This is a genomic window from Leucobacter sp. BZR 635, assembly GCF_048061935.2.
Lineage (GTDB): Bacteria > Actinomycetota > Actinomycetes > Actinomycetales > Microbacteriaceae > Leucobacter.
Genome location: NZ_JBLUNZ020000040.1, coordinates 18,097 through 39,057 on the forward strand (window position 1 = coordinate 18,097; position 20,961 = coordinate 39,057).

16 protein-coding genes are annotated in these 20,961 nt (G+C 66.7%); 8 read left to right on the top strand and 8 right to left on the bottom strand.

Features of this window, described 5'->3' with window-relative positions; all coding sequences use genetic code 11:
• The first annotated feature begins 102 nt into the window (after nt 1-102).
• A complete protein-coding gene (locus ACI1US_RS08135) occupies nt 103-636 on the top strand; it encodes a DIP1984 family protein (RefSeq protein WP_461639618.1) in 534 nt (177 codons plus the stop codon).
• A 311-nt stretch (nt 637-947) separates the two neighbouring features.
• Here ACI1US_RS08135 and ACI1US_RS08140 read toward each other — a convergent pair whose 3' ends face one another.
• On the bottom strand, nt 948-2,144 hold the full coding sequence (locus ACI1US_RS08140; protein WP_461639620.1) for a winged helix-turn-helix domain-containing protein: 1,197 nt from the start codon (nt 2,142-2,144) through the stop codon (nt 948-950).
• Nucleotides 2,145-2,148: 4 nt separating this feature from the next.
• Nucleotides 2,149-2,943 carry a helix-turn-helix transcriptional regulator gene (locus ACI1US_RS08145; protein WP_461639622.1) on the bottom strand — a complete coding sequence of 265 codons (795 nt, stop codon included), beginning with the start codon at nt 2,941-2,943 and terminating at the stop codon, nt 2,149-2,151.
• A gap of 73 nt (nt 2,944-3,016) precedes the next feature.
• Here ACI1US_RS08145 and ilvD point away from each other — a divergent pair, with 73 nt between their 5' ends.
• The gene (gene ilvD / locus ACI1US_RS08150) at nt 3,017-4,876 is read left to right on the top strand and encodes a dihydroxy-acid dehydratase (protein WP_461639624.1); all 1,860 of its coding nucleotides are present in this window, start codon (nt 3,017-3,019) and stop codon (nt 4,874-4,876) included.
• Between the two features lie 479 nt (nt 4,877-5,355).
• Here ilvD and ndk read toward each other — a convergent pair whose 3' ends face one another.
• The 4 genes from ndk to ileS form a co-directional block, all read right to left on the bottom strand.
• Complete coding sequence (ndk, locus tag ACI1US_RS08155) at nt 5,356-5,772, bottom strand: nucleoside-diphosphate kinase (RefSeq protein ID WP_461639626.1); 417 nt, start codon at nt 5,770-5,772, stop codon at nt 5,356-5,358.
• A gap of 78 nt (nt 5,773-5,850) precedes the next feature.
• On the bottom strand, nt 5,851-6,342 hold the full coding sequence (locus ACI1US_RS08160; RefSeq protein ID WP_461639628.1) for a DUF4233 domain-containing protein: 492 nt from the start codon (nt 6,340-6,342) through the stop codon (nt 5,851-5,853).
• Nucleotides 6,339-7,799 carry a bifunctional folylpolyglutamate synthase/dihydrofolate synthase gene (locus ACI1US_RS08165; RefSeq protein ID WP_461639630.1) on the bottom strand — a complete coding sequence of 487 codons (1,461 nt, stop codon included), beginning with the start codon at nt 7,797-7,799 and terminating at the stop codon, nt 6,339-6,341. The genes ACI1US_RS08160 and ACI1US_RS08165 overlap by 4 nt, the downstream gene beginning before the upstream one ends.
• Nucleotides 7,796-11,182, bottom strand: coding sequence for an isoleucine--tRNA ligase (gene ileS, locus ACI1US_RS08170; protein WP_461639632.1), 3,387 nt, complete (start codon nt 11,180-11,182; stop codon nt 7,796-7,798). Before ileS ends, ACI1US_RS08165 begins: the two co-directional genes overlap by 4 nt.
• Before the next feature lie 520 nt (nt 11,183-11,702).
• Here ileS and ACI1US_RS08175 point away from each other — a divergent pair.
• The 3 genes from ACI1US_RS08175 (at nt 11,703) to ACI1US_RS08185 (ending at nt 14,954) form a co-directional block, all read left to right on the top strand.
• On the top strand, nt 11,703-13,076 hold the full coding sequence (locus tag ACI1US_RS08175) for a quaternary amine ABC transporter ATP-binding protein (RefSeq protein WP_461639634.1): 1,374 nt from the start codon (nt 11,703-11,705) through the stop codon (nt 13,074-13,076).
• Nucleotides 13,073-13,978, top strand: coding sequence for an ABC transporter permease (locus tag ACI1US_RS08180; protein ID WP_461639636.1), 906 nt, complete (start codon nt 13,073-13,075; stop codon nt 13,976-13,978). The genes ACI1US_RS08175 and ACI1US_RS08180 overlap by 4 nt, the downstream gene beginning before the upstream one ends.
• Nucleotides 13,979-14,042: 64 nt before the next feature.
• Nucleotides 14,043-14,954: a glycine betaine ABC transporter substrate-binding protein gene (locus ACI1US_RS08185; protein ID WP_416549560.1), complete on the top strand. Its 912-nt coding sequence runs from the start codon at nt 14,043-14,045 to the stop codon at nt 14,952-14,954.
• A gap of 114 nt (nt 14,955-15,068) precedes the next feature.
• On the opposite strand, the gene ACI1US_RS08190 is transcribed toward ACI1US_RS08185, so the two are convergent.
• Together ACI1US_RS08190 and ACI1US_RS08195 are read right to left on the bottom strand one after the other, a co-directional pair.
• Nucleotides 15,069-16,055, bottom strand: a complete 987-nt coding sequence (locus tag ACI1US_RS08190) for a diaminopimelate dehydrogenase (protein ID WP_416549561.1) — start codon at nt 16,053-16,055, stop codon at nt 15,069-15,071.
• Nucleotides 16,056-16,144: 89 nt separating this feature from the next.
• The gene (locus ACI1US_RS08195; RefSeq protein WP_416549562.1) at nt 16,145-16,630 is read right to left on the bottom strand and encodes a MarR family winged helix-turn-helix transcriptional regulator; all 486 of its coding nucleotides are present in this window, start codon (nt 16,628-16,630) and stop codon (nt 16,145-16,147) included.
• 189 nt (nt 16,631-16,819) lie between these two features.
• On the opposite strand from ACI1US_RS08195, the gene valS reads away from it, so the two are divergent.
• From valS to ACI1US_RS08210, 3 genes are all read left to right on the top strand, one after another.
• Entirely contained in the window at nt 16,820-19,405 is a 2,586-nt protein-coding gene (valS, locus tag ACI1US_RS08200) for a valine--tRNA ligase (RefSeq protein WP_416549563.1), read from the top strand.
• A gap of 95 nt (nt 19,406-19,500) precedes the next feature.
• Nucleotides 19,501-19,926 carry a hypothetical protein gene (locus tag ACI1US_RS08205; RefSeq protein WP_461639640.1) on the top strand — a complete coding sequence of 142 codons (426 nt, stop codon included), beginning with the start codon at nt 19,501-19,503 and terminating at the stop codon, nt 19,924-19,926.
• Nucleotide 19,927: 1 nt separating this feature from the next.
• Nucleotides 19,928-20,419 carry a hypothetical protein gene (locus ACI1US_RS08210; protein WP_461639642.1) on the top strand — a complete coding sequence of 164 codons (492 nt, stop codon included), beginning with the start codon at nt 19,928-19,930 and terminating at the stop codon, nt 20,417-20,419.
• Nucleotides 20,420-20,961: the final 542 nt, after the last annotated feature.

A 20,961-nucleotide genomic window follows, 5' to 3' on the forward strand; every position in this document is an offset into this window, starting at 1 on the left:
CTCCTATACCCGCCTTGGGCCGGAACGTTCACACCGAGAATGTCGGAGCCGCGTGATACTGTTTTGCTTCAGTTGGGGCACGAAATGAGAGTGGGGACACTGGTGAAACTCGCAGAGGCACTTGCGCTCCGGGGCGATACGCAGAAACGAATTGCGCAGCTCCGCTCGCGAATTGTGGCGAACGCGCGCTACCAAGAGGGCGACACCCCGTCGGAAGATGTGAACGCCCTGCTCGCGGAGGCGGGGCTCGCCGTGGCTGAGCTTGAAGCGCTCGTCCGCAGCATCAACGCGACGAACTCGAGCATTGAGCTCGACATCGTTCCCGCGCAGCCGACAGGTGCCGGGCGCCGCCGCCAGGCGAGCGGCTCCGCGACAGCCTCTGCGACGACGGTCACGATGACCGACGCCCTCGCGAAGCGCGACAGCCTCCGGCTCCGGCACGCGATCCTGGTGCAGGCAGCAGACGCGGCGCAAGATCAGGGCATGATGCGCCAGATGCGCTCCGAGCTGCGGCAGGTCTCTGCGCTCCCCGTTCCTGAACTGCGCAGCCAGGCCGATGTGCTCGCGCGCGAGCTCCGAGAACTCGACGCGCTCATTCAGCAGGCCAACTGGTCGCACGACCTCATCGGCGAGTAGCCGCTCGAGCGGCGCGGATCACTTCCAGCGGCGAGGAGCCGCGAACAGCTTCAGCGCTTCACCGCTTCACAGCTTCACGGCATCACAACTTCACACAGGCGAGTCGGTACCGATTCAATCAGCGGGCACACCCCGCGCCAGACGGGCAACTCTGGCACTTGCAGGGTGGCGGGCAACCCACACACGTACAGTGCAGCCCAGCACTTGGCACATGTGACTGCTCACCGCGCACAGCGCACTACCGCGTGCCGGGATTGAATCGGGAGGGTGGGTTCGGGGACTCTTCGCCTGGTGTGAGCGTTCGCGGCGCGCTACCGCTGAAGCCCGGCCGGCAGCGAAAGGTTGCCGACGCCGCTCACGCGAATCGAATCGAGCCCCTGCCAGTGAGCCGCCTGCCGCAGCAGATCCGCAGCGACCTCGGCGGTGTGCGCGGGCGCGCCCGGTTCCTGCCAGGCCGCCTGTACGAGTAGCGCACGCTCGGCGCGATCCGCCTTGAGATCGATCCGCCCGGCAAGCCGCCCGCCGACCATGAGGGGCAGGCAGTAGTAGCCGAACTGGCGCTTTTCCTTGGGCGTGTAGATCTCGATCCGGTAGTGAAAATCAAACATGCGCTCCGCGCGCGGCCGGAACCAGACGACCGGATCGAACGGTGTGAGCAGCGCGTTCGGGGCGAGCCTCCCCGGCACGCGCGCGTCGCGGTGGATCCACGCTGGCTCCGGCCCGCCCGCACGATTCGTCCAGCCCGCAACGGTCACCGGCACAAGCTCTCCCGACTCCTCGAGTGCGCGCACGGCGGCCCGCGCCTCGGCGGTCCTCAGCCGGTGATAGTCGGCGAGATCCAGCAGCGTCGCGACGCCGAGAGACTGCGCGGCGCGAGCCACAAGCTGCCGCTGGGCGGTCGCACGGTCGACCTCAACGAGGTCCTCGGGCGCGAGCGCCTGCTCGGCGAGCGCGTACCGCCGCTGGAAGCCCTCGCGCCCAGTGGATACCACCTCGCCCCAGGCGAAGAGCATCTCGACGGCCTGCTTCGTGTCGCTCCAGTCCCACCAGGGGCCGCGTTTCTCGCGCGGAACGGTTTCGAGATCGCGCACGAGCTGGGGCCCCTCGGACGCGAGCCGGCTGCGCACGTCGGCGATGGCGCTTGCAAGCTGCGGCGACCCGGCCCGCTCCGCGTGCTTCTGGCGGAAGTCGTCCATGCGCCAGCCGAACAGCTTCCGATCCGCGACCGGAACGAAGGCCGCTTCGTGCGCCCAGTATTCGGTGAACTCGCCGCTGCCCCACAGGTGGGCGTCGAGTTGCTCTCCCGAGTAGCCACCGTGGCGCGAGAACACCGGCATGTAGTGGCTGCGGGAGAACACGTTCACCGAATCAATCTGCAGCACGTGCAGGCGCTCGAGCGCACCATCAAACGGCCGCCGGGACCGCAGCTTGGCCACGTTCGTAAACCCCTGGGCCCCGAGCGCGACACGGCGGGCTTCTGAGGCACTCAGCGACTGCGGTTGTTGCATGGACTTACTGTGCCACAGTGGGGGCGTACATCACCACATGCAGGTCAGGCGCGTCGCTCGGCACGAGTCTGTGATGCTCGTAGATGAGCTCGCCCGCGGCCGGATGCACAAAGGTGCGCTCCCGCGAGGTGAACTTCCCGACCGCGTGCTCGGCCCATTGTGCGCGGAAGTCCGCGTTCTCCTGCTTCAACGACTCGACGAGTTCCCGGTGCCGCTCCGAGCTCAGCCGCACGCCGGATTCGGCGCGAAACTCGGCAAGAAAACTGCGGCTGTCGCGCTCCCAGTTGGGGAGGAGCTCTCGAATGCGCGCGTCCGTGTAGATAAGCCTGAGGAGGTTTCGATCCTCTGCCGCGAGCGTCGCGATCGGCCCGTACAGCCACTCGTAGCCGGCGTTCCAGCCGACGATCGTCCAGTCGCTCGCAAGAATGAAGGCGGGAAAGTCGAGCGCACGAATGAGGTTGAGCAGGTGCTGCGGGGCCGTATCGGGCGGCGGCAGCACCGACGTGCCACCGGGCCCGGCGAGCGCGAACACATAGTCGGCCTCCGACTCAGTGAGCCTGAGCACCCGCGCTACCGCGGTGAGCACCTGCCGGGAGGCGTTGATCTCGCGGCCCTGCTCAAGCCAGGTGTACCAGCTCACGCTCATCCCGGCGAGCGTCGCGACCTCCTCGCGGCTGAGCCCGACCTCGCTGCGCCGCGTTCCGGGCGGCAGCCCGAGGGCCGCGCGCGACTGGGCCCGCCTGCGGGTGGTGAGAAACTCGCCGAGCTGGATGCCCCGGGGGGTACGTGGTCGAATCATCAGATCATAGTACCGTGAGTACTAGTACAGCTGGTCACTTCCGCCGACGCGTACGACCTGGCTAAATAAGGCTATGCCCACCTATCGCTCTTTCACGGTTACCCACGGACGCAACATGGCCGGAGCGCGCGCGCTCCTCCGCGCAGCAGGCGTCAACGGGGCCGATCTCGGCCGCAAGCCCATCATCGCCGTCGCAAACTCCTTCACCGAGTTCGTGCCCGGCCACACCCACCTCGCGCCCGTGGGCCGCATCGTCTCGGACGCGATCATCGAGGCCGGCGGGATCCCGCGCGAATTCAACACGATCGCCGTCGACGACGGCATCGCGATGGGCCACGGCGGCATGCTCTACTCGCTGCCATCGCGCGACCTCATCGCCGACTCCGTTGAGTACATGGTGAACGCGCACTGCGCCGATGCCGTCATCTGCATCTCGAACTGCGACAAGATCACCCCGGGCATGCTGCTCGCCGCGCTCCGCCTGAACATCCCGGCCGTGTTCGTCTCGGGCGGCCCGATGGAGTCCGGCCGCGCCGTGCTCGCGAACGGCATGGTGCGCACCCTCGACCTCGTCGACGCGATCTCGGACGCCGTGAACGACGACATCTCAGACGAGGACATGCAGAAGATCGAGGAGTCAGCGTGCCCGACGTGCGGATCCTGCTCCGGCATGTTCACCGCGAACTCGATGAACTGCCTCACCGAGGCGATGGGGCTCGCGCTCCCGGGCAACGGCTCGACGCTCGCGACCCACACCGCCCGCCGCGCGCTCTACGAAGACGCGGGCAAGACCATCGTGGACATCACGCGCCGCCACTACGAGGAGGACGACTTTACCGTACTCCCCCGCAACATCGCGACCCCCGAGGCCTTCGGCAACGCGATGGCGCTCGATATCGCGATGGGAGGGTCGACGAACACGATCCTCCACCTGCTCGCCGCCGCACACGAGGCCGGAGTGGACTTCGGCCTCGACGAGATCGACGAGGTCTCGCGCCGCGTTCCGTGCCTCGCGAAGGTCGCCCCGAACGTCGCGAACGGGAAGACCTACTACATGGAGGACGTGCACCGCGCCGGCGGCATCCCCGCGCTCCTCGGCGAGCTGCGCCGCGGCGGGCTGCTCGACGAGAACGTGCACACGGTGCACTCGCAGACGCTCGGAGAGTGGCTCGACGAGTGGGACGTTCGCGGCGGCAAGGCGAGCGACGAAGCGTTCGAGCTCTGGCACGCGGCGCCAGGCGGGGTGCGCTCGTCGACCGCGTTCTCGCAGTCGGAGCGGTGGCGTGAGCTGGATCTGGATCAGGCGAACGGCTGCATCCACTCGGTCGAGCACGCCTACTCAAAGGATGGCGGCCTCGCCGTGCTTCGCGGCAACATCGCCGTCGACGGCGCAGTCGTGAAGACCGCCGGCGTCGACGAGTCGATCTGGACGTTCTCGGGGCCGGCGGTCGTGTGCGAGTCACAGGATGAGGCTGTCGAGAAGATCCTCAACAAGCAGGTGGTCGCTGGCGACGTCGTAGTGATCCGCTACGAGGGGCCGAAGGGCGGGCCGGGCATGCAGGAGATGCTGTATCCGACCTCGTTCTTGAAGGGGCGGGGGCTCGGCAAACAGTGCGCGCTCATCACCGACGGCCGCTTCTCGGGCGGTACCTCCGGGCTGTCGATCGGCCACGTCTCCCCCGAGGCTGCGAGCGGCGGCATGATTGCGCTCGTCGAGGACGGCGACATCATCTCGATCGACATTCCGACGCGCGCGCTCACCCTCGAGGTCTCTGACGAGGAGCTTGCGCGCCGCCGCTCGGCGCTCGAGGCCGCCGGCGGGTACCGGCCCAAGAACCGGGTGCGCGAGGTGTCGGATGCGCTGCGCGCTTACGCCGCGTTCGCCCAGTCGGCTGACAAGGGTGCGGTGCGGGTCATCCCGGACGTGTTCTAGGCGGCTGGTGCGGCGCTCGCCGCGCCACTGCCCGCGCAGCCCCACGGCCCGCGCAGCCACGCAGCCACCGGGCCCACGCAGCCACGCAGCCCCACAGCCCCGGTTAATCTATTCTGACCCAAACTTGCCCTGCGCAAGGGTCACAAAGGATTATTCGGGGCCGTTGAGCCTGGCGGAGGCGTGAAGACGCACCGACCGCGCGGGCGCTTCGCGCCCTTGCCGAGGTTGCATCCACCTCCCCGAGCGCCAGAGTCCCGCGAAAGCACCACCTTCCTGCAAGAGCACCCGATTTCTACACGTAGTAAGCGGGTGCTCTTGCAGGAAGGTGGTGCTCCAGTGAGATGGCAGGGCTGGCGACAGCTCGCCGAGAGCAGGGGTGCAGGCGCAAGGACAGGCACCGCTCCCAAAAGCACGGCGGCCCGCACCCAGATTGGGTGCGGGCCGCCGTGCTGGCAAGTGCCAGCGGTGAAGCTGAGAGCTTAGGCGAACCAGAGGCCCAGCTCGCGCTCTGCCGAGAGCGTCGAGTCCGAGCCGTGCACGAGGTTCTGCTGCACAGCGAGCCCCCAGTCGCGGCCAAGGTCACCGCGGATGGTGCCGGGGGCCGCAACGGTCGGGTCGGTTGCTCCCGCGATCGAGCGGAAGCCCTCGATCACGCGCTCGCCCTCGGCGCGCACAGCGACAACCGGGCCCGAGCTCATGAACTCGATGAGTGGCTCGTAGAAGGGCTTGCCCTCGTGCTCCTCGTAGTGCGCGGCCAGCAGCTCGCGGTTCGGGGTGATCATCTTCAGCCCGGTGATGCTGTAGCCCTTTGCCTCGATGCGGCGAAGGATCTCTCCGGTCAGTCCGCGGGCAACGCCGTCGGGCTTCACCAGGATGAGAGTTTGCTCGGTCGTCATGAACGCTCCTGTTCGAGAGTAGATACTGCGGTAAAAGTCTAGTGAATGCGGGGGTCGGGCGGAGACAGCGGGCGCGGCCTACGCCTGCGCCGCCAGCATCGCGTTCTCGCGGTCAATCTTGCCGCCGCGCACGATGCAGTACACCCAGAGCGCTGTGAAGATCACGCCGACAAACAGCGCCGCGGGCAGGATGAAGGCGGTGGCGAGCATGAGTACGTGGGTCGCCCAGCCGATCCAGATGCCGACCTCGCCGAAGCGGATCGTCGCGAGCCCCACGACGCACATGAGCGCGAGCACGCCGCCGATGACGAGGCCGAGCCAGCGCGGGTCGGTGATGCCGAGCCCGAAGATGGTGAGGCCGATGAGCACCACGATGATGAGCTCAAAGCCGAGGACGATCGAGGCGAGGGCCTTGCGAGTCGAGCGCTCCCCACGCGAGGCACCGGAGATGCGCATCGCCGAGTTGTGGGCCGCGGCCTCCGACGGTGAGAGCACGAGCTCCTCGTCGTCGGGGCCCGCACTGCCGAAGCCGCGCGACTTCCGTGGCGGGTTCGCTGGCTGCTGGGTCATGCGATGTCTCCGTTCTGGGTGCTGGAGCCGCGGGCGCTGGAGCCTCGGGCGCTGGAGTCCCGGGTGCGAGAGCCCTGGGTGCCGGAACCTTGAGCACCGGTTACTTCACTGCCCCATTGTTCCGTGCGCGACTGAGAGATGGCCTCACCCGCGAGGAGTACGGAGCCGACCACGAGCACCGCGCGACCGTTGGCCTCTTCCGCCCAGCTGCGTGCGCGTTCGAGCGCGAGCGGGAGTGTTGGGAGCGCTTCAATGGCGGTGTCGGGGATCGCCGACTCGGCAATCGACGCGAGTTCTTCCGCGGGCAGCGACCGGGGCGAGTCGACGGCGGTCACGAACACGTGGTGTGCGATGGGTGCGAGCGTCTGCAGCAGGCCGTGCGCGTCCTTCTCCTCGAGCACGCCGGTGACGAGTGCGAGCTCCTCGAAGGCGAACGACTCGGTGACGGCGCGCACGAGCGCCTCGGCACCGTGCGGGTTGTGCGCTGCGTCGACGTACACGATTGGATCGGTGCCGATGAGCTGGAGGCGTCCCGGTGAGGTGAGCTGACCCAGCCCCTCGTCGAGCACCTCTTCGGGGATCGGGCGCTCGCCGCCAAAGAATGCCTCGACCGCGGCGATCGCGAGGGTGACGTTCTCGGCCTGGTGCTGGCCATAGAGCGGCACGAAGGCCGGGTCGTAGGCTGCGCCGGTGATTCCGGAGACGTCGATCTGTCGCCCGCCGACGGCAAGCCGGTCGTCGACAAGATTGAAGTCTCGGCCCTGCACGAAGAGCTTCACGCCGAGGCGAGCGGCCGTGTCGGTGAGCTCGCCGAGCGCGTCGACGTCTTGCTCCGCGGAGACGGCGGTGGATCCTGGCTTCATAATCAGCGACTTCGTCCGCGCGATGGTCTGCGTGTCGGGGCCGAGGTGCTCGACGTGGTCGAGCCCGATCGGCGTAAACACGGCTACCTCGGCGTCGACGATATTCGTCGCGTCCCACTCGCCGCCCATGCCGACCTCGATCACCGCGACTTCGACAGGCGCGTCTGCGAAGGCCGCGAACGCGAGCACCGCGAGCGCCTCGAAGAACGTGATCTTGCCGTGGCCCGCGGCCTCGAGCTCGGCGTCGACGATCGCGAGCGGGTGCTCGAGCTCCGCCCAGGCCTCGGTGAGGGCGGCGGGATCGATGGGTGAACCGTCGAGCTGGAATCGCTCGGTGAAATCGAGCAGGTGCGGGCTCGTGAAGAGCCCCGTGCGCAGCCCGTGGGCGCGCAGCAGCGACTCGATCGCCCGGCTCGTCGAGGTCTTACCGTTGGTGCCGGCGACCTGGATCACCGGGTACGAGAGCTGCGGGGAGCCCGCGAGCTCTGCGAGCCGGCGCACCGGCTCGATGCGTGGGCGGGGGTTGGCCTCGCCCACGCGGGTAAGGAGCGCCTCGTAGACGCTCTGAGCTGCGCTCACGGGAGTGGGGTTCACGCCGAGGCTCCGTTCGAATCGGTTGCGGGGGTTGCGTTCGGGTGAACGACAGAAATGGCGAGGGGAGCCTTTGCGCTGCCGAGGGCGGCGCTCAGCGTCGCGAACGTGCCTGCCGCTGCGGCAGCAGCCTGCGGCGATTCAGCGGCCGTGACGGTGAGCTTGGTCGTGAGGGTCTCCCCCTGGATGAGCTCGGCGTGCGCCTCGAGCGCCGCGGCGTGCTCAGGAGCGGCAGTGAGCCGCAGCTCGATGCGGTCGCTCACCTCGAGGCCCGCGTTCTTGCGCGCCTCCTGGATCGCACGGATCGCGTCGCGTGCGGCGCCCTCGGCCTCGAGCTCGGGGGTGGTCGCGGTGTCGAGCAGCACGAAGCCGCCGCCCTGGATGAGGGTGATGGCTGGGCCGCCGTCTTCCGCGCCGGTTGCTGCCTGCAGCGTGAGCTCGTACTCGTGCGGTTCGAGGGCGATGTCGCCCGCGACAATCACGCCGTCCTGCTCGCTCCAGTCGCCGGCCTTTGCTGCCTTGATCGCGAACTGCACCTGCTTGCCGAGGCGGGGGCCTGCGGCGCGAGCGTTCACCGCGAGGGTCTGCACGATGCCGTTCTCGGCGGCGCTCGTCTCGGTCTCCTGGACGAGCCTGACGTGCTTCACGTTGAGCTCGTCGCGCAGGATGTCGGCGAACGGCTCGAGCGATGCCGGGCGCGAGGTGACGACGGTGAGCTCCGCGAGCGGCAGACGCACACGCAGCTTGTTCGCCTTGCGGAGGGCGAGCACCTGCGAGGTGATCTGCCGCACCTCGTCCATCGCGGCGACGAGTTCGTCGTCGACGGGGAACTCGGCGGCGTCGGGCCAATCCTCGAGGTGCACGGAGCGGCCGCCGGTGAGCCCGCGCCAGACCTCCTCGGTCACGAGCGGCGCCATCGGGGCGGCGACGCGCGCGAGCGTCTCGAGCACGGTGAAGAGCGTGTCGAAGGCCTGCTTGTTGCTCGGCTGGCCGTTCTCGCCTGCCATGCCCTCCCAGAAGCGGTCGCGCGAGCGACGCACGAACCAGTTGGTGAGCACCTCTGCGAAGTCGCGGAGCGCTGCGGCGGCCGAGGTCGTGTCGAGCCTCTCGAGGTGATCGCCGACCTCGCGCACGAGCGCGCCCGTCTTCGCGAGGATGTAGCGGTCGAGCGGGTCGCTCGAGTCGACGCGGCGCTCAGCCTCGTAGCCGTCGGCGTTCGCGTAGAGGCTGAAGAAGTACCAGCTGTTCCAGAGTGGCAGGATGAACTGGCGCACACCCTCGCGGATGCCCTCCTCTGTGACGATGAGGTTGCCGCCGCGCACGACGGGCGACGCCATGAGGAACCACCGCATCGCGTCGGAGCCATCGCGGTCGAAGACCTCGTTGACGTCGGGGTAGTTCTGCAGGCTCTTCGACATCTTGTTGCCGTCGGAACCGAGCACGATCCCGTGGCTGATGACGTTCTTGAACGCCGGGCGGTCGAACAGCGCGGTCGCGAGGATGTGCTGCACGTAGAACCAGCCGCGGGTCTGCCCGATGTACTCGACGATGAAGTCGGCGGGCTGGACGTTCTCGAACCACTCGACGTTCTCGAACGGGTAGTGCGCCTGCGCGAACGGCATCGAGCCCGAATCGAACCAGACGTCGAGCACGTCCTCGATGCGGCGCATCGTCGACTGACCGCTCGGGTCGTCGGGGTTCGGCCGGGTCAGCGAGTCGATGTAGGGGCGGTGCAGGTCGATCTCGCCTGCCTCGTTGCGTGGCAGCTCACCGAAGTCGGCCTCGAGTTCGGCGACGGAGCCGTAGACGTCCTCGCGCGGGAACTCGGGGTTGTCGCTCTGCCAGACGGGGATCGGGCTGCCCCAGTAGCGGTTGCGGCTGATCGACCAGTCGCGTGCGCCCTCGAGCCACTTGCCGAACTGGCCGTGCTTCACGTTGGCGGGCACCCACTCGATTTCCTCGTTGATCTCGAGCATGCGGCTCTTGATCTCGGTGACGCGCACGAACCAGCTCGAGACGGCACGGTAGATGAGCGGGTTGCGGCAGCGCCAGCAGTGCGGGTACGAGTGCAGGTAGCTCTGCTCGCGCAGCAGCCGCTCCGAGGCCTTGATCATGCGGATGAGCGGACGGTTCGCGTCCATCCACAGCTCGCCGGCAACGTCGGTGACGGACGCCACGAACTTGCCGCCCTCGTCGAGGCTGAGGATCGTGGGCATGCCGGCCTCGGTCGCGAGGCGGTGATCGTCTTCACCGTAGGCGGGTGCCTGGTGCACAATGCCGGTTCCGTCGGTCGTCGTGACGTAGCCGTCGACGAGCACCTGCCAGTAGTTGTCGGTGCCCCACACCTCGGTGTCGGCGAAGTAGTCGAAGAGCGGCGCGTAGCGCACGCCCGCGAGCTCAGCGCCCGGGATCGTGGCGGTGATGGCCGCGCGCAGCTCGTCTGCCGACTCGTAGCCGAGGTCGGAGGCGTAGTTGCCCGCGAGGTCGGCGGCGGCGAGGTAGCTCGCCTCGCCTGTTGCGCCGCCGTCGGAGGCGCCCGCGGGGCCAGCGGGAACAACGACGTAGGAGATGTCGGGGCCGACTGCGAGCGCAGCGTTCGTGGGCAGGGTCCACGGCGTCGTCGTCCATGCCAGTGCGCGAACGCCGGCAAGTCCAAGCTCCTCCGCGCGCTCGCCACGGAGCGGGAAGGTCACCGTCACCGAGGGATCCTGACGCTCCTGGTAGACGTCGTCGTCCATGCGCAGCTCGTGGTTCGACAGCGGCGTCTCGTCGCGCCAGCAGTACGGGAGGATCCGCTGACCCTCGTAGGCGAGGCCCTTGTCGTAGAGCTGCTTGAACGCCCAGATAACGCTCTCCATGTAGGGCAGGTTGAAGGTCTTATAGTCGTTCTCGAAGTCGACCCAGCGCGCCTGGCGGGTGACGTAGTCTTCCCACTCCCCGGCGTACTCGAGCACCGACTCGCGCGCCTTCGCGTTGAAGACGTCGATGCCCATCGCCTCGATCTGGCTCTTCTCGGTGATGCCGAGCTGCTTCATCGCCTCGAGTTCGGCGGGCAGGCCGTGGGTGTCCCAGCCGAAGCGACGCTCGACCTTCTTGCCGCGCATGGTCTGGAAGCGCGGGAACACGTCTTTCGCGTAGCCGGTGAGGAGGTGACCGTAGTGGGGCAGGCCGTTCGCAAAGGGCGGACCGTCGTTGAAGACCCACTCCTCGCAGCCCTCGCGCTGCGAAATCGAGGTGCGGAACGTATCGTCCGCGTCCCAGAACGACAGCACGCGCTGCTCGGCCTCGGGGAGCCGCGGAGATGGGTTCACGCCGAATGCCGCGCCGGGGGCTGAAGCCTCGGCGTTCGACTGCTGTGCCCCGGTGGACTGCTTGGGATAGCTCATGGGTGTCGGTACCTTCTCATCACGCGAATCTCACGCTGGGGCGAGCGTGTGAATTGATCCACACCCCGCGGTACCACCCGGCTTGCGCGCTCCGCATATACGACCTGCATATACGGGGAGTGCGCCACTTCATTGAGCTGTAACGGGCCTACCCGTTCGGTTCTACTAAGCGCTCCTTGCGGTGCGCTGTTCTTCCGAAGACTCCCCGGTGATGGCCGGTTCACTGTCGCTACCCGCCATTCTATCCGAGTCTGAGCGGGGCGTGGTCACCGTGTTGGAAAAGTACGAGAAAACATTATCGAGGTGATTCACCCTCGCTTGGGTAACGAATAGGTAACAACTGACATTTGCTTGAACCCCTGATGGTGGCAGCATTCGAGGACTTTCCTGTGAAACTCATGTGTGCAAACACTCGCGACAGGCCTATACCGTCGAATGAGGGGTTCACGGGTCAACGATGCCTTCACCGAGGCAAAACCTACGAACGCCTAAAAACGCGGACACACCGCACAGGAGGAACATGCTTGACCAAAATGTCGACCAGCAGGCCGATTCGGAGGCCGACGATATCGCCATTTCCGTCGGCCACGCATACAAAGTTTTTGGCCGCCGCCCGAAGGAAGCCGTGAAGCGGCTCCAGGCAGGTGCCAGCCGCGACGAGGTAAAAACGCACGGAACAGCCGCCGTCATTGACGCGAGCTTCGATGTCCATGTCGGTGAGATCTTCGTCGTGATGGGGCTCTCGGGCTCCGGTAAATCCACACTCATCAGAATGCTCAACGGACTCGGCGAAACGTCCGACGGCTCTATCAGCGTCTTTGGCGACCAGATCGTCGGGATGAACCCGAGCGGACTGCGCGAAGTGCGCCGCGACAAAATGGCGATGGTGTTCCAGCACTTCGCCCTCTTCCCGCACCGCACCGTGCTCGACAACGCCGCTTACGGCCTGGAGATCAAGGGCGTGCCGCTCGACGAGCGCCGCGAGCGAGCACTCGGCTGGCTGCAGCGCGTCGGGCTCGAGGGGTGGGGCGATTCCTTCCCCTCCGAGCTCTCGGGCGGTATGCAGCAGCGCGTGGGCCTCGCCCGCGCCTTCGCCGCCGACACCCAGATCCTGCTCATGGACGAGGCCTTCTCAGCGCTCGACCCACTGATCCGCCGCGAGATGCAGGAGCTGCTCGTGGAGCTCCAGCAGGAACTCGGCAAGACCATCGTCTTCATTACGCACGACCTCAACGAGGCGATGTTCCTCGGCGACCGCATCGCGGTCATGCGCGACGGCCGCATCATGCAGCTCGGCACCCCGAACGACATCCTCACCGACCCCGCCAACGATTACGTTGCGCAGTTCGTGCAGGACGTGGATCGGGCCCGCGTGCTCACCGCCGGCGACGTCATGGAGCCGCCGCGCGCCGTCGTGCCGGCATCGGCCGGACCGCGCGCAGCGCTCCGCACGATGCGCGACCTACAGACCTCGGCCTGCTTCGTCGTCTCGAGCGGCCGCAAGCTTGTCGGCGTCGTCCGCGACAAGGACATGCTCCGGCTCGTGCGCGAGGGCAGCTCGAACATTAACGACGCGCTGAAGCCCACACCGTCAATGGTCACCCCTGACCAATACATCGCTGAGCTCTTTGAGCTCTCGGTCGAGAGCCCGCTGCCGGTTGCGGTGATTGACGAGCAGGATCGCCTCATCGGCGTCGTGCCCCGCGTCACGCTGCTCGCCTCGCTCGCGAACCTCCCGACTATGACCACGGAGATCCCCATCATCGAACCCACGCCGGACGTGTCGTCCGCGGTCATCACCGCGACGCTCGATGCCACAACCGACGGGAACGGGGTTGCCGGCACGTCCGTCGCATCCGAAGCGCAGGCCACGACCGAGGGGAGCCAGGCATGAACTTCCGCATCCCCGTAGGCCAGTGGGTCTCTGACGGCCTCGACTGGTTCAACAACACCTTCGACGGCTTGCTCAGCGTGATCTCGACGGTCATCAAGTTTCTCGTCGAGGGGTTCTCGGACGCGCTCATCGCTGTCCCCTCCCCGGTGCTCATTCTGCTGCTCGCCCTCATTGGCTGGCTACTGCGCTCCTGGCAACTCGCGATCGGCACCGCGGTGACGATGTTCCTCATCGTGTTCATGGGCCAGTGGGAAGACGCGATGATGACACTGTCGCTCACCCTCATTGCGGCGCTCGTCGCCGTGGTGATCGGGATCCCGCTCGGGATCTTGTCTGCACGAAACGACACCTTCAGCGCGGTCATCAAGCCCGTGCTCGACTTCATGCAGACCATGCCGGCAATGGTGTACCTCATCCCCGCCGTCGTCTTCTTCACGGTCGGCGTTGTGCCCGGCGTGTTTGCCACGGTGCTGTTCGCCCTACCACCCGGCGTGCGGTTTACCGAGCTCGGAATTCGTGGCGTCGACGCCGAGGTTGTCGAGGCCGGTCACGCGTTTGGTTCGACCCCCGGGAAGATCCTGCGCAGCATCCAGCTCCCCCTGGCAATGCCGACGATTCTCGCTGGCGTCAACCAGGTCATCATGCTCGCGCTTTCGATGGCCGTCGTCGCAGGCATGGCTGGCGCTGACGGGCTCGGCAAGCAGGTCGTCGCTGCGATTTCCACGATGAACATCGCTCGCGGCGTCGAGGCAGGCCTCGCTGTTGTCTTCCTCGCGGTCTTCCTCGACCGGGTCACCGCGGCGCTCGGCGAGCCGAAGGCGTTCAAGCACTCCGCGCTGAATGCGCTGCGCAACCGCAAGGCGCGCTCGCAGCAGGTTGCTGCCGCCTCCGGGTCAGCCTAGGCGCACCCCACAAGCTCAATTGGCTCACCCCAACCCGCGCCACAAGCGCGGACGAAAGGAACACATGAACAAGCGACACCTCACAGGAGTCATCGGCCTTGCGGCCGCTGCAAGCCTCGCACTCGCGGGCTGCACCACTGCCGGCGATACCGATGCCGACACCACTGATGCTGGCGACAGCAAGGGAACCATCACACTCGGTTTCCTCCCGGCTTGGACCGACGGCCTGAGCACGGCATACCTGCTCGAAGACCAGCTCGGCAAGCTCGGCTACGACGTCGAGATGAATGAACTCACCGAGGCGGGCGTGCTCTACGCGGGCCTCGCAGGCGGCGACTTCGACATGTACCCCTCAGCGTGGCCAGAGGTCACGCACGCCGACTACATGGACAAGTACGACGACAAGATCGAAGACCTCGGCGGCTACTACGACGGCGCTGTGCTCACCATTGCGGTGCCCGACTACATGACCGACGTGAACTCGATCGACGATCTCAAGGGCCAGGCAGATCGCTTCGGCGGCGAGATCATCGGCATCGAGCCCGGGGCTGGCCTCACTGCGCAGACTCAGGACACGATGATGCCCGAGTACGGTCTTGATAGCGAGTACAAGCTCGTCACTTCCTCGACCGCTGCGATGCTCGCAACGCTCCAGGAGAAGATCGATAAGGAAGAGGACGTCGTCGTCACGCTGTGGCGTCCGTTCTGGGCAAACGACGCGTACCCGATCAAGGATCTGAAGGATCCGAAGGGTGCGATGGGCACGCCCGAGACGCTCCACTTCCTCGGAACTGACGGGTTCTCTGACGAGTTCCCCGAGGCCGCCGAGTACATCTCGAAGATCAAGCTCGACGACGCGGCGTATGCCGCGCTCGAGGGCCTGATCACGAGCGATGAGTACGACAAGGACCCCAAGGGCGCCGTCCAGGCGTGGCTCAAGGACCACGCTGACGCGTACCCCGGGCTTATTGCCTAACTGACCGCGGGCAGCACTCGCTCCCGCGCGATCTCACGCAAGACAGACAGAGGTCCCTCCCGGTTCGCCGGGAGGGACCTCTTGCGTTGAGCTGTGCTCGTACTCGTGCTCCTACTACAGGAGCTCTGCGCGCAGCTGCTCCGGCGACTTCGGCGAGAGCAGCCCCGGCGCGATGTCGAACGGTGTGAACGCGCCCGACTCACCCCTCGCCGCAAGCCTCGCCGCCGCGCGCGCGTACGCCACGAGCACACTCGACGTGAACTCGGGGTTCGAGCCGAGCGCGAGCCGGTACTCGATGGTCTGGCTGACGCCCGGGGAGGACTCACCCGAACGGATCACGAAGCCGCCGTGCGGCATGCCGGCGTGCTCCCGCGCGAGCTCCTCGGCCGTAATGAAGTGCACGGTCGTGTCGTAGGGCTCGAAGTAGTCGGGCATCGTGACGATGGTCTCGCGGATCGCGGACTCGTCGGCTCCCGCTTCAAGCACCACAAAGCACTCGCGATCGTGCTTTTCGCGCGTGCTGAGCTCGGGATTCTCGCCGGCGCGCACCCGCTCAATCGCGTCCTCACTCGGCAGCGTGTACTGGACGGCACCCGCGACGCCGGGGATTCGGCGCAGCGCGTCTGAGTGCCCCTGGCTGAGCCCGCGCCCCCAGAAGGTGTAGCTCTTGCCCTGCGGCAGGATCGCCTCGCCGAAGAGGCGGTTGATGGAGAAGAGCCCCGGATCCCACCCTGTCGAGATGATCGCCACGTTGCCGCCCGCGCTCGCCGCAGCGTCGACCGTGGCGAAGTGCTCGGGCACCTTCGCGTGGGTGTCAAAGCTGTCGACGACGGTGAACTTCTCAGCCAGCTCGGGCGTCTGTTCGGGCAGGTCACTCTTCGACCCACCGCAGAGAATGAGTACGTCGATCCGGTCGGCAAAGCTCTCGAGATCTGCAAGCGCGTACACGGCGGTCGCGGGGTCAGCTACCGTCACCGACAACGGGTCGCGCCGACTGAACACACCGACAAGTTCGAGGTCGGGGTTCAGGCCAATTGAGGTTTCCACGCCGCGGCCAAGGTTGCCGTAGCCGACGATGCCGATGCGTATGCGCTCTGTCATGGTCAGTTTCCTCCTGCCGCGGAAGCTCGTACCCGCGACATTCCCATGGTAGAGGTCGCGCGCTGCTGCGTGGGGTGCGCGTCGAAGTGTTACCGGGCCTCGGGCGGCAGCACGACCGGGCCGGGGCCGCCCAGCCGTTCAGCGAAGCGCTCGAGAAAGCCCTTCACGGTTTCGAGTTCGCTCACCGTGAGCCCGCCGTTCACGGAGTGGATGATCTCGGTGCCGAAATTAATGAGCGTGGCATATGCCTCTTTGCCGGCCTCTGTGAGCGTCACGTACACCGAGCGCCGATCATCGTTGGCGACCTCGCTCTCCACGATGCCCGCGGTACGCAACCGGGTCAGCGACTTCGAGAGGCTCGGCCTGCTCACGCTCAGTTGCTCGGCGAGATCACCCGGGCGCATGTCATCGGTCCGGGCACCGAGGATATAGATGATGCGGATCTCGCTGTCCTCGATGCTGAGCCCGAGCCGCTTGGCGATGTGGCCCTCGAGCGGGGTGGCTCCCCACTGGCGGGCGACAGTCGCAAACGCTCCCAGCATTTGCCGTTCGATGTCACGCGTCCGTGCCGCCATATTCTGCAGTCTATATAGGTTGTGCACAATAGATCCAGTTTTTGTTTCGTAGAGCGCGATAGACTTTCGGAAACCCCTTCAGGCACCAGAGCCGATCCACGATCGACTCGCTCACGCGGTGCCGTCCACATCGAACCCGACTTGAGCGCGAAATCTTGCGTATCTCGTCGAGAAAACGGAGCCCCCGTCATGAACGCGATCCCCGACAAGCCAGCACTTGAGGGACTCGAATCAAAATGGGGGGCGATCTGGGAAGAGACGGGCACCTACGCGTTTGAACGCGCCGGCGCAAGCCGCGAGGACGTCTACTCGATCGACACTCCCCCGCCGACCGCCTCGGGTTCGCTGCACGTCGGCCACGTGTTCTCCTACACCCACACCGACACCGTAGCCCGCTACAAGCGCATGAACGGCAAGCGGGTGTTCTACCCGATGGGCTGGGACGACAACGGCCTGCCCACCGAGCGTCGCGTGCAGAACTACTACGGTGTGCGCTGCGATCCCTCGCTCCCCTTCGAGCCCGACTTTGTGCCGCCGCACGACGGCACGAGCGGCAAGACCATCAAGCCCGGCGATCAGGTCGCAGTCTCGCGTCGCAACTTCATCGACCTCTGCGAGGAGCTCACCGTCGAAGACGAGAAGCAGTTCGAGGCGCTGTGGCGCACACTCGGCCTCTCCGTCGACTGGAAGCAGAGCTACCGCACCATCGGCCAGGAGTCGCTCCGCGCATCGCAGCTCGCGTTCGTGCGCAACATTGCCCGCGGCGAGGCCTACCAGGCGCAGGCCCCCACGCTCTGGGACGTGACCTTCCGCACCGCTGTCGCGCAGGCAGAGCTCGAGGATCGCGAGCAGCCGAGCGCCTACCACACGCTCTCGTTCCATCGCACCGACGGTGGCGACGACATCCTGATCGACACGACCAGGCCCGAGCTACTCGCCGCCTGTGTCGCACTCGTTGCGCACCCCGACGATGAGCGCTACCAGCCGCTCTTCGGCAAGACCGTCACGACTCCGATCTTCGGCGTCGAGGTTCCCGTGGTGGCACACCACCTCGCCCAGCAGGACAAGGGCACTGGCATCGCCATGGTCTGCACCTTCGGCGACGTCACCGACGTCATCTGGTGGCGCGAACTCGACCTGCCGAACCGCGCGATCCTCGGCTTCGACGGCCGCATCATCTCGGAAGCGCCCGAGGCGATCACCTCGGACGCTGGACGCGAGGCCTTCGCGCAGATCGCCGGAAAGACCGTCTTCAGCGCAAAGCAGACGATGGTCGAGCTGCTCCAGGCATCCGGTGAGCTCACTGGCGAGATCCGCAAGATCAACCACCAGGTGAAGTTCTTCGAGAAGGGCGACAAGCCCCTCGAGATCGTCTCCACGCGTCAGTGGTACATCAAGAACGGCGCCCGTGACGAGGCACTCCGCGAGCGCCTCCTCGCGCACGGCAAGGAGCTCGAGTGGCACCCCGACTTCATGCGCGTGCGCTACGAGAACTGGGTTGAGGGCCTCTCGGGTGACTGGCTGATCTCGCGCCAGCGCTTCTTCGGCGTGCCGATCCCCGTCTGGTACCCCCTCGACGCTGACGGCAACCCCGTGTTCGACAAGCCGATCGTGCCCGGCGAGGATCAGCTCCCGGTGGACCCGTCGAGCGACACCCCGGCCGGCTTCACGGCCGAGCAGCGCGGCGTGCCGGGTGGCTTCCAGGGCGAGGTCGACGTGATGGACACCTGGGCGACCTCGTCGCTCACGCCGCAGCTCGCGGGCGGCTGGGAGCGCGACCAGGATCTCTACGACCTCGTGTACCCGTTCGACCTGCGCCCGCAGGGCCAGGACATCATCCGTACCTGGCTGTTCTCGACCCTGCTGCGCTCCGAGCTCGAGTCGGGCACGCTGCCATGGAAGCATGCCGGCATCTCCGGCTGGATCCTCGACCCCGACCGGAAGAAGATGTCGAAGTCGAAGGGCAACGTCGTGACGCCGGCCGGCATGCTCGACCAGCACGGCTCAGACGCGGTGCGCTACTGGGCAGCATCGGCGAAGCTCGGCACCGACGCTTCGTTCGACCCGCAGAACCCGACGCAGATCAAGATCGGTCGCCGCCTCGCGATCAAGCTCCTGAACGCGGCGAAGTTCACGCTCTCGTTCGACGCGAGCGGCGCAGGCTCGGTCACCGAAGCGCTCGACCGCTCGATGCTGGCCTCGCTCGCACGCGTCGTCGAAGATTCGACGCGCGCATTCGAGTCCTACGATCACCAGCGTGCACTCGAGCACACCGAGTCGTTCTTCTGGACCTTCTGCGACGACTACCTCGAGCTCGTCAAGGAGCGCGCCCACAACGGTACCGGCCAGATCCAGGCCTCCGCCGTCACCGCGCTGCGAACCGCTCTCTCGACGTTCGTGCGCCTGTTCGCGCCGTTCCTGCCGTACGCCACCGAAGAGGTGTGGTCGTGGTTCCAGGAGGGTTCCGTGCACCAGGCCGCATGGCCGGTTGCCTCCGAGCTCACCTCGCTCGCGGGTGACGACGCTGACGCAGGGCTCCTCGACCTCGTCGGCAACGCCCTCATCGGCGTTCGCGGCGCGAAGACCGACGCGAAGGTCTCGATGCGGACCAACGTCACGCTCGCCGTGGTGCACGCGCCCGCTGCAGACGTCGCCAGGCTCGAGCTCGCCGCGAGCGATCTCTCGGACGTGGGGCGCATCACCGAGCTGCGGATCGAGCCCGCCGAGGTGACCGAGGTCACCGTCGCCGAGATCACGGTCGAGACGGCCGAGTAGAACAGCAGCGGGGCCCGGGAGTTTTCCCGGGCCCCGCTTCGTAGCCGCTGTATATGGCGGAGCGTGAGGTACGTGCAGTAGGAGAGGACGAGCACATGCAACTTGGTTCGCGTTGGCAGGCGGGTGAGGCACCGCACTCCGCGGTTCCTGCGACACTGCACGCCGCCATTGAGGGTGCGGAAACCCGGCTCGTTGCTGGGAGTCCTGCGAGCGGTGGCGGCGCTGGGGCGCACGCATCGAGCGGCGCGTCTTGGACGCTCACGTGGCTCGAGGGTCGCCCGCGCGTGGAACTGCTCGATGCCTCCCGCGAGGTGCTCGCGGATATCAGCATTGATGCCGACGGCAACGTCGTCGCGGCCGCCATTGGCACTGCTCGTCCGGGCGCGGGTGCCGGGGCTGGCGGCGGTTCTGGCCCTGACGGTAGCTCTGGCTCTGGCTCTGGCTCTGGCTCTGGCTCTGGCTCTGGCTCTGGCTCTGGCAAAGCGTATGATGACGAAGACGACGACGATTGGCTGAGCTAACATGACCCGCACTCCCCGCGCCACCGCGAGCCTTGCTGCGCTCGCCCTGCTTCTCGTGCCCCTGTCTGCGTGCGCGGCCGAGCCGGGCACGGAACGTCCCGACGGAACCGACCTCACTGAGAAGGTCGAGCCGGAGGGCGGAAGCTGGCCCGAGGAAAACCCTGAGGAAGTGTTCGAGAAGTCAGCAGAGCTTCCCGCTGACTTCCCCGCCGAGTTCGTGGTTCCCGAGAGCGCGCTCGTTGACGATGCGGGCTCGCGCGGTCCCGGCGTCTGGTTTGTTGTCTTCAAGGCCTCGGACGACGCGAGCGCAGCGCTGCTTTGGGACGAGATAGTCTCGGCCGGCGGGTTCACCGTTGGCGACGAGACCGAAACCGGCGATGGCGGCCGCTCCGCAACGCTGAGCGTGCCCGCCCTTGAGGTGACAGCGGTGACCCTGCCGGCGGACGACGGGGCGGTTCTGTTGAGCTACGACCTCGTGTCGGTGGGAAGCTAAATCGAGCAGGGTTGGGACGATGAGGCTCGTCTTCACTACCCCGTTTCAGCGAAACTGAGGCTTAGCTCAGCACATACCGCCGCAAATGGCACAGAGAAGATGAAGCTCGAGGCTGCGAGACCGCATCCCTTACCACTCCCGATCAGCCGTGCGCATCTGCTCTCATCCCTGCTCTGGGAGCCCTGTTCTTCCGAGTCGACGTACTCTAGGCGAATCCGGCTCGCCACAGTTTTGGAGCGCTCCCCTGGCTCACTGTGCCACGCGCTCGGCATCCTCACTGCACGGTTTGTTCAGATTGCGACCGCGTCGCCCTGCGTCGCCCTGCGTCCGCGCTGCCAAGGCGAGGGCCACTCACCACCAGGTGGAGTCGCCGCGTGCAGGCTTCACTGCTGGACGCTATTGAGTGCGGGCTGACGCGGCCGCTTCGCGCCCTTGCCCTCCAGAAAGGCGGGCCCGGGCGGAACACGTTCTGGAACTCCAACGGCCGGACACACGCCTCCGCAGGAGGAGCCTTCAGGTAGTTCCCGCTGCGGAGGTACACC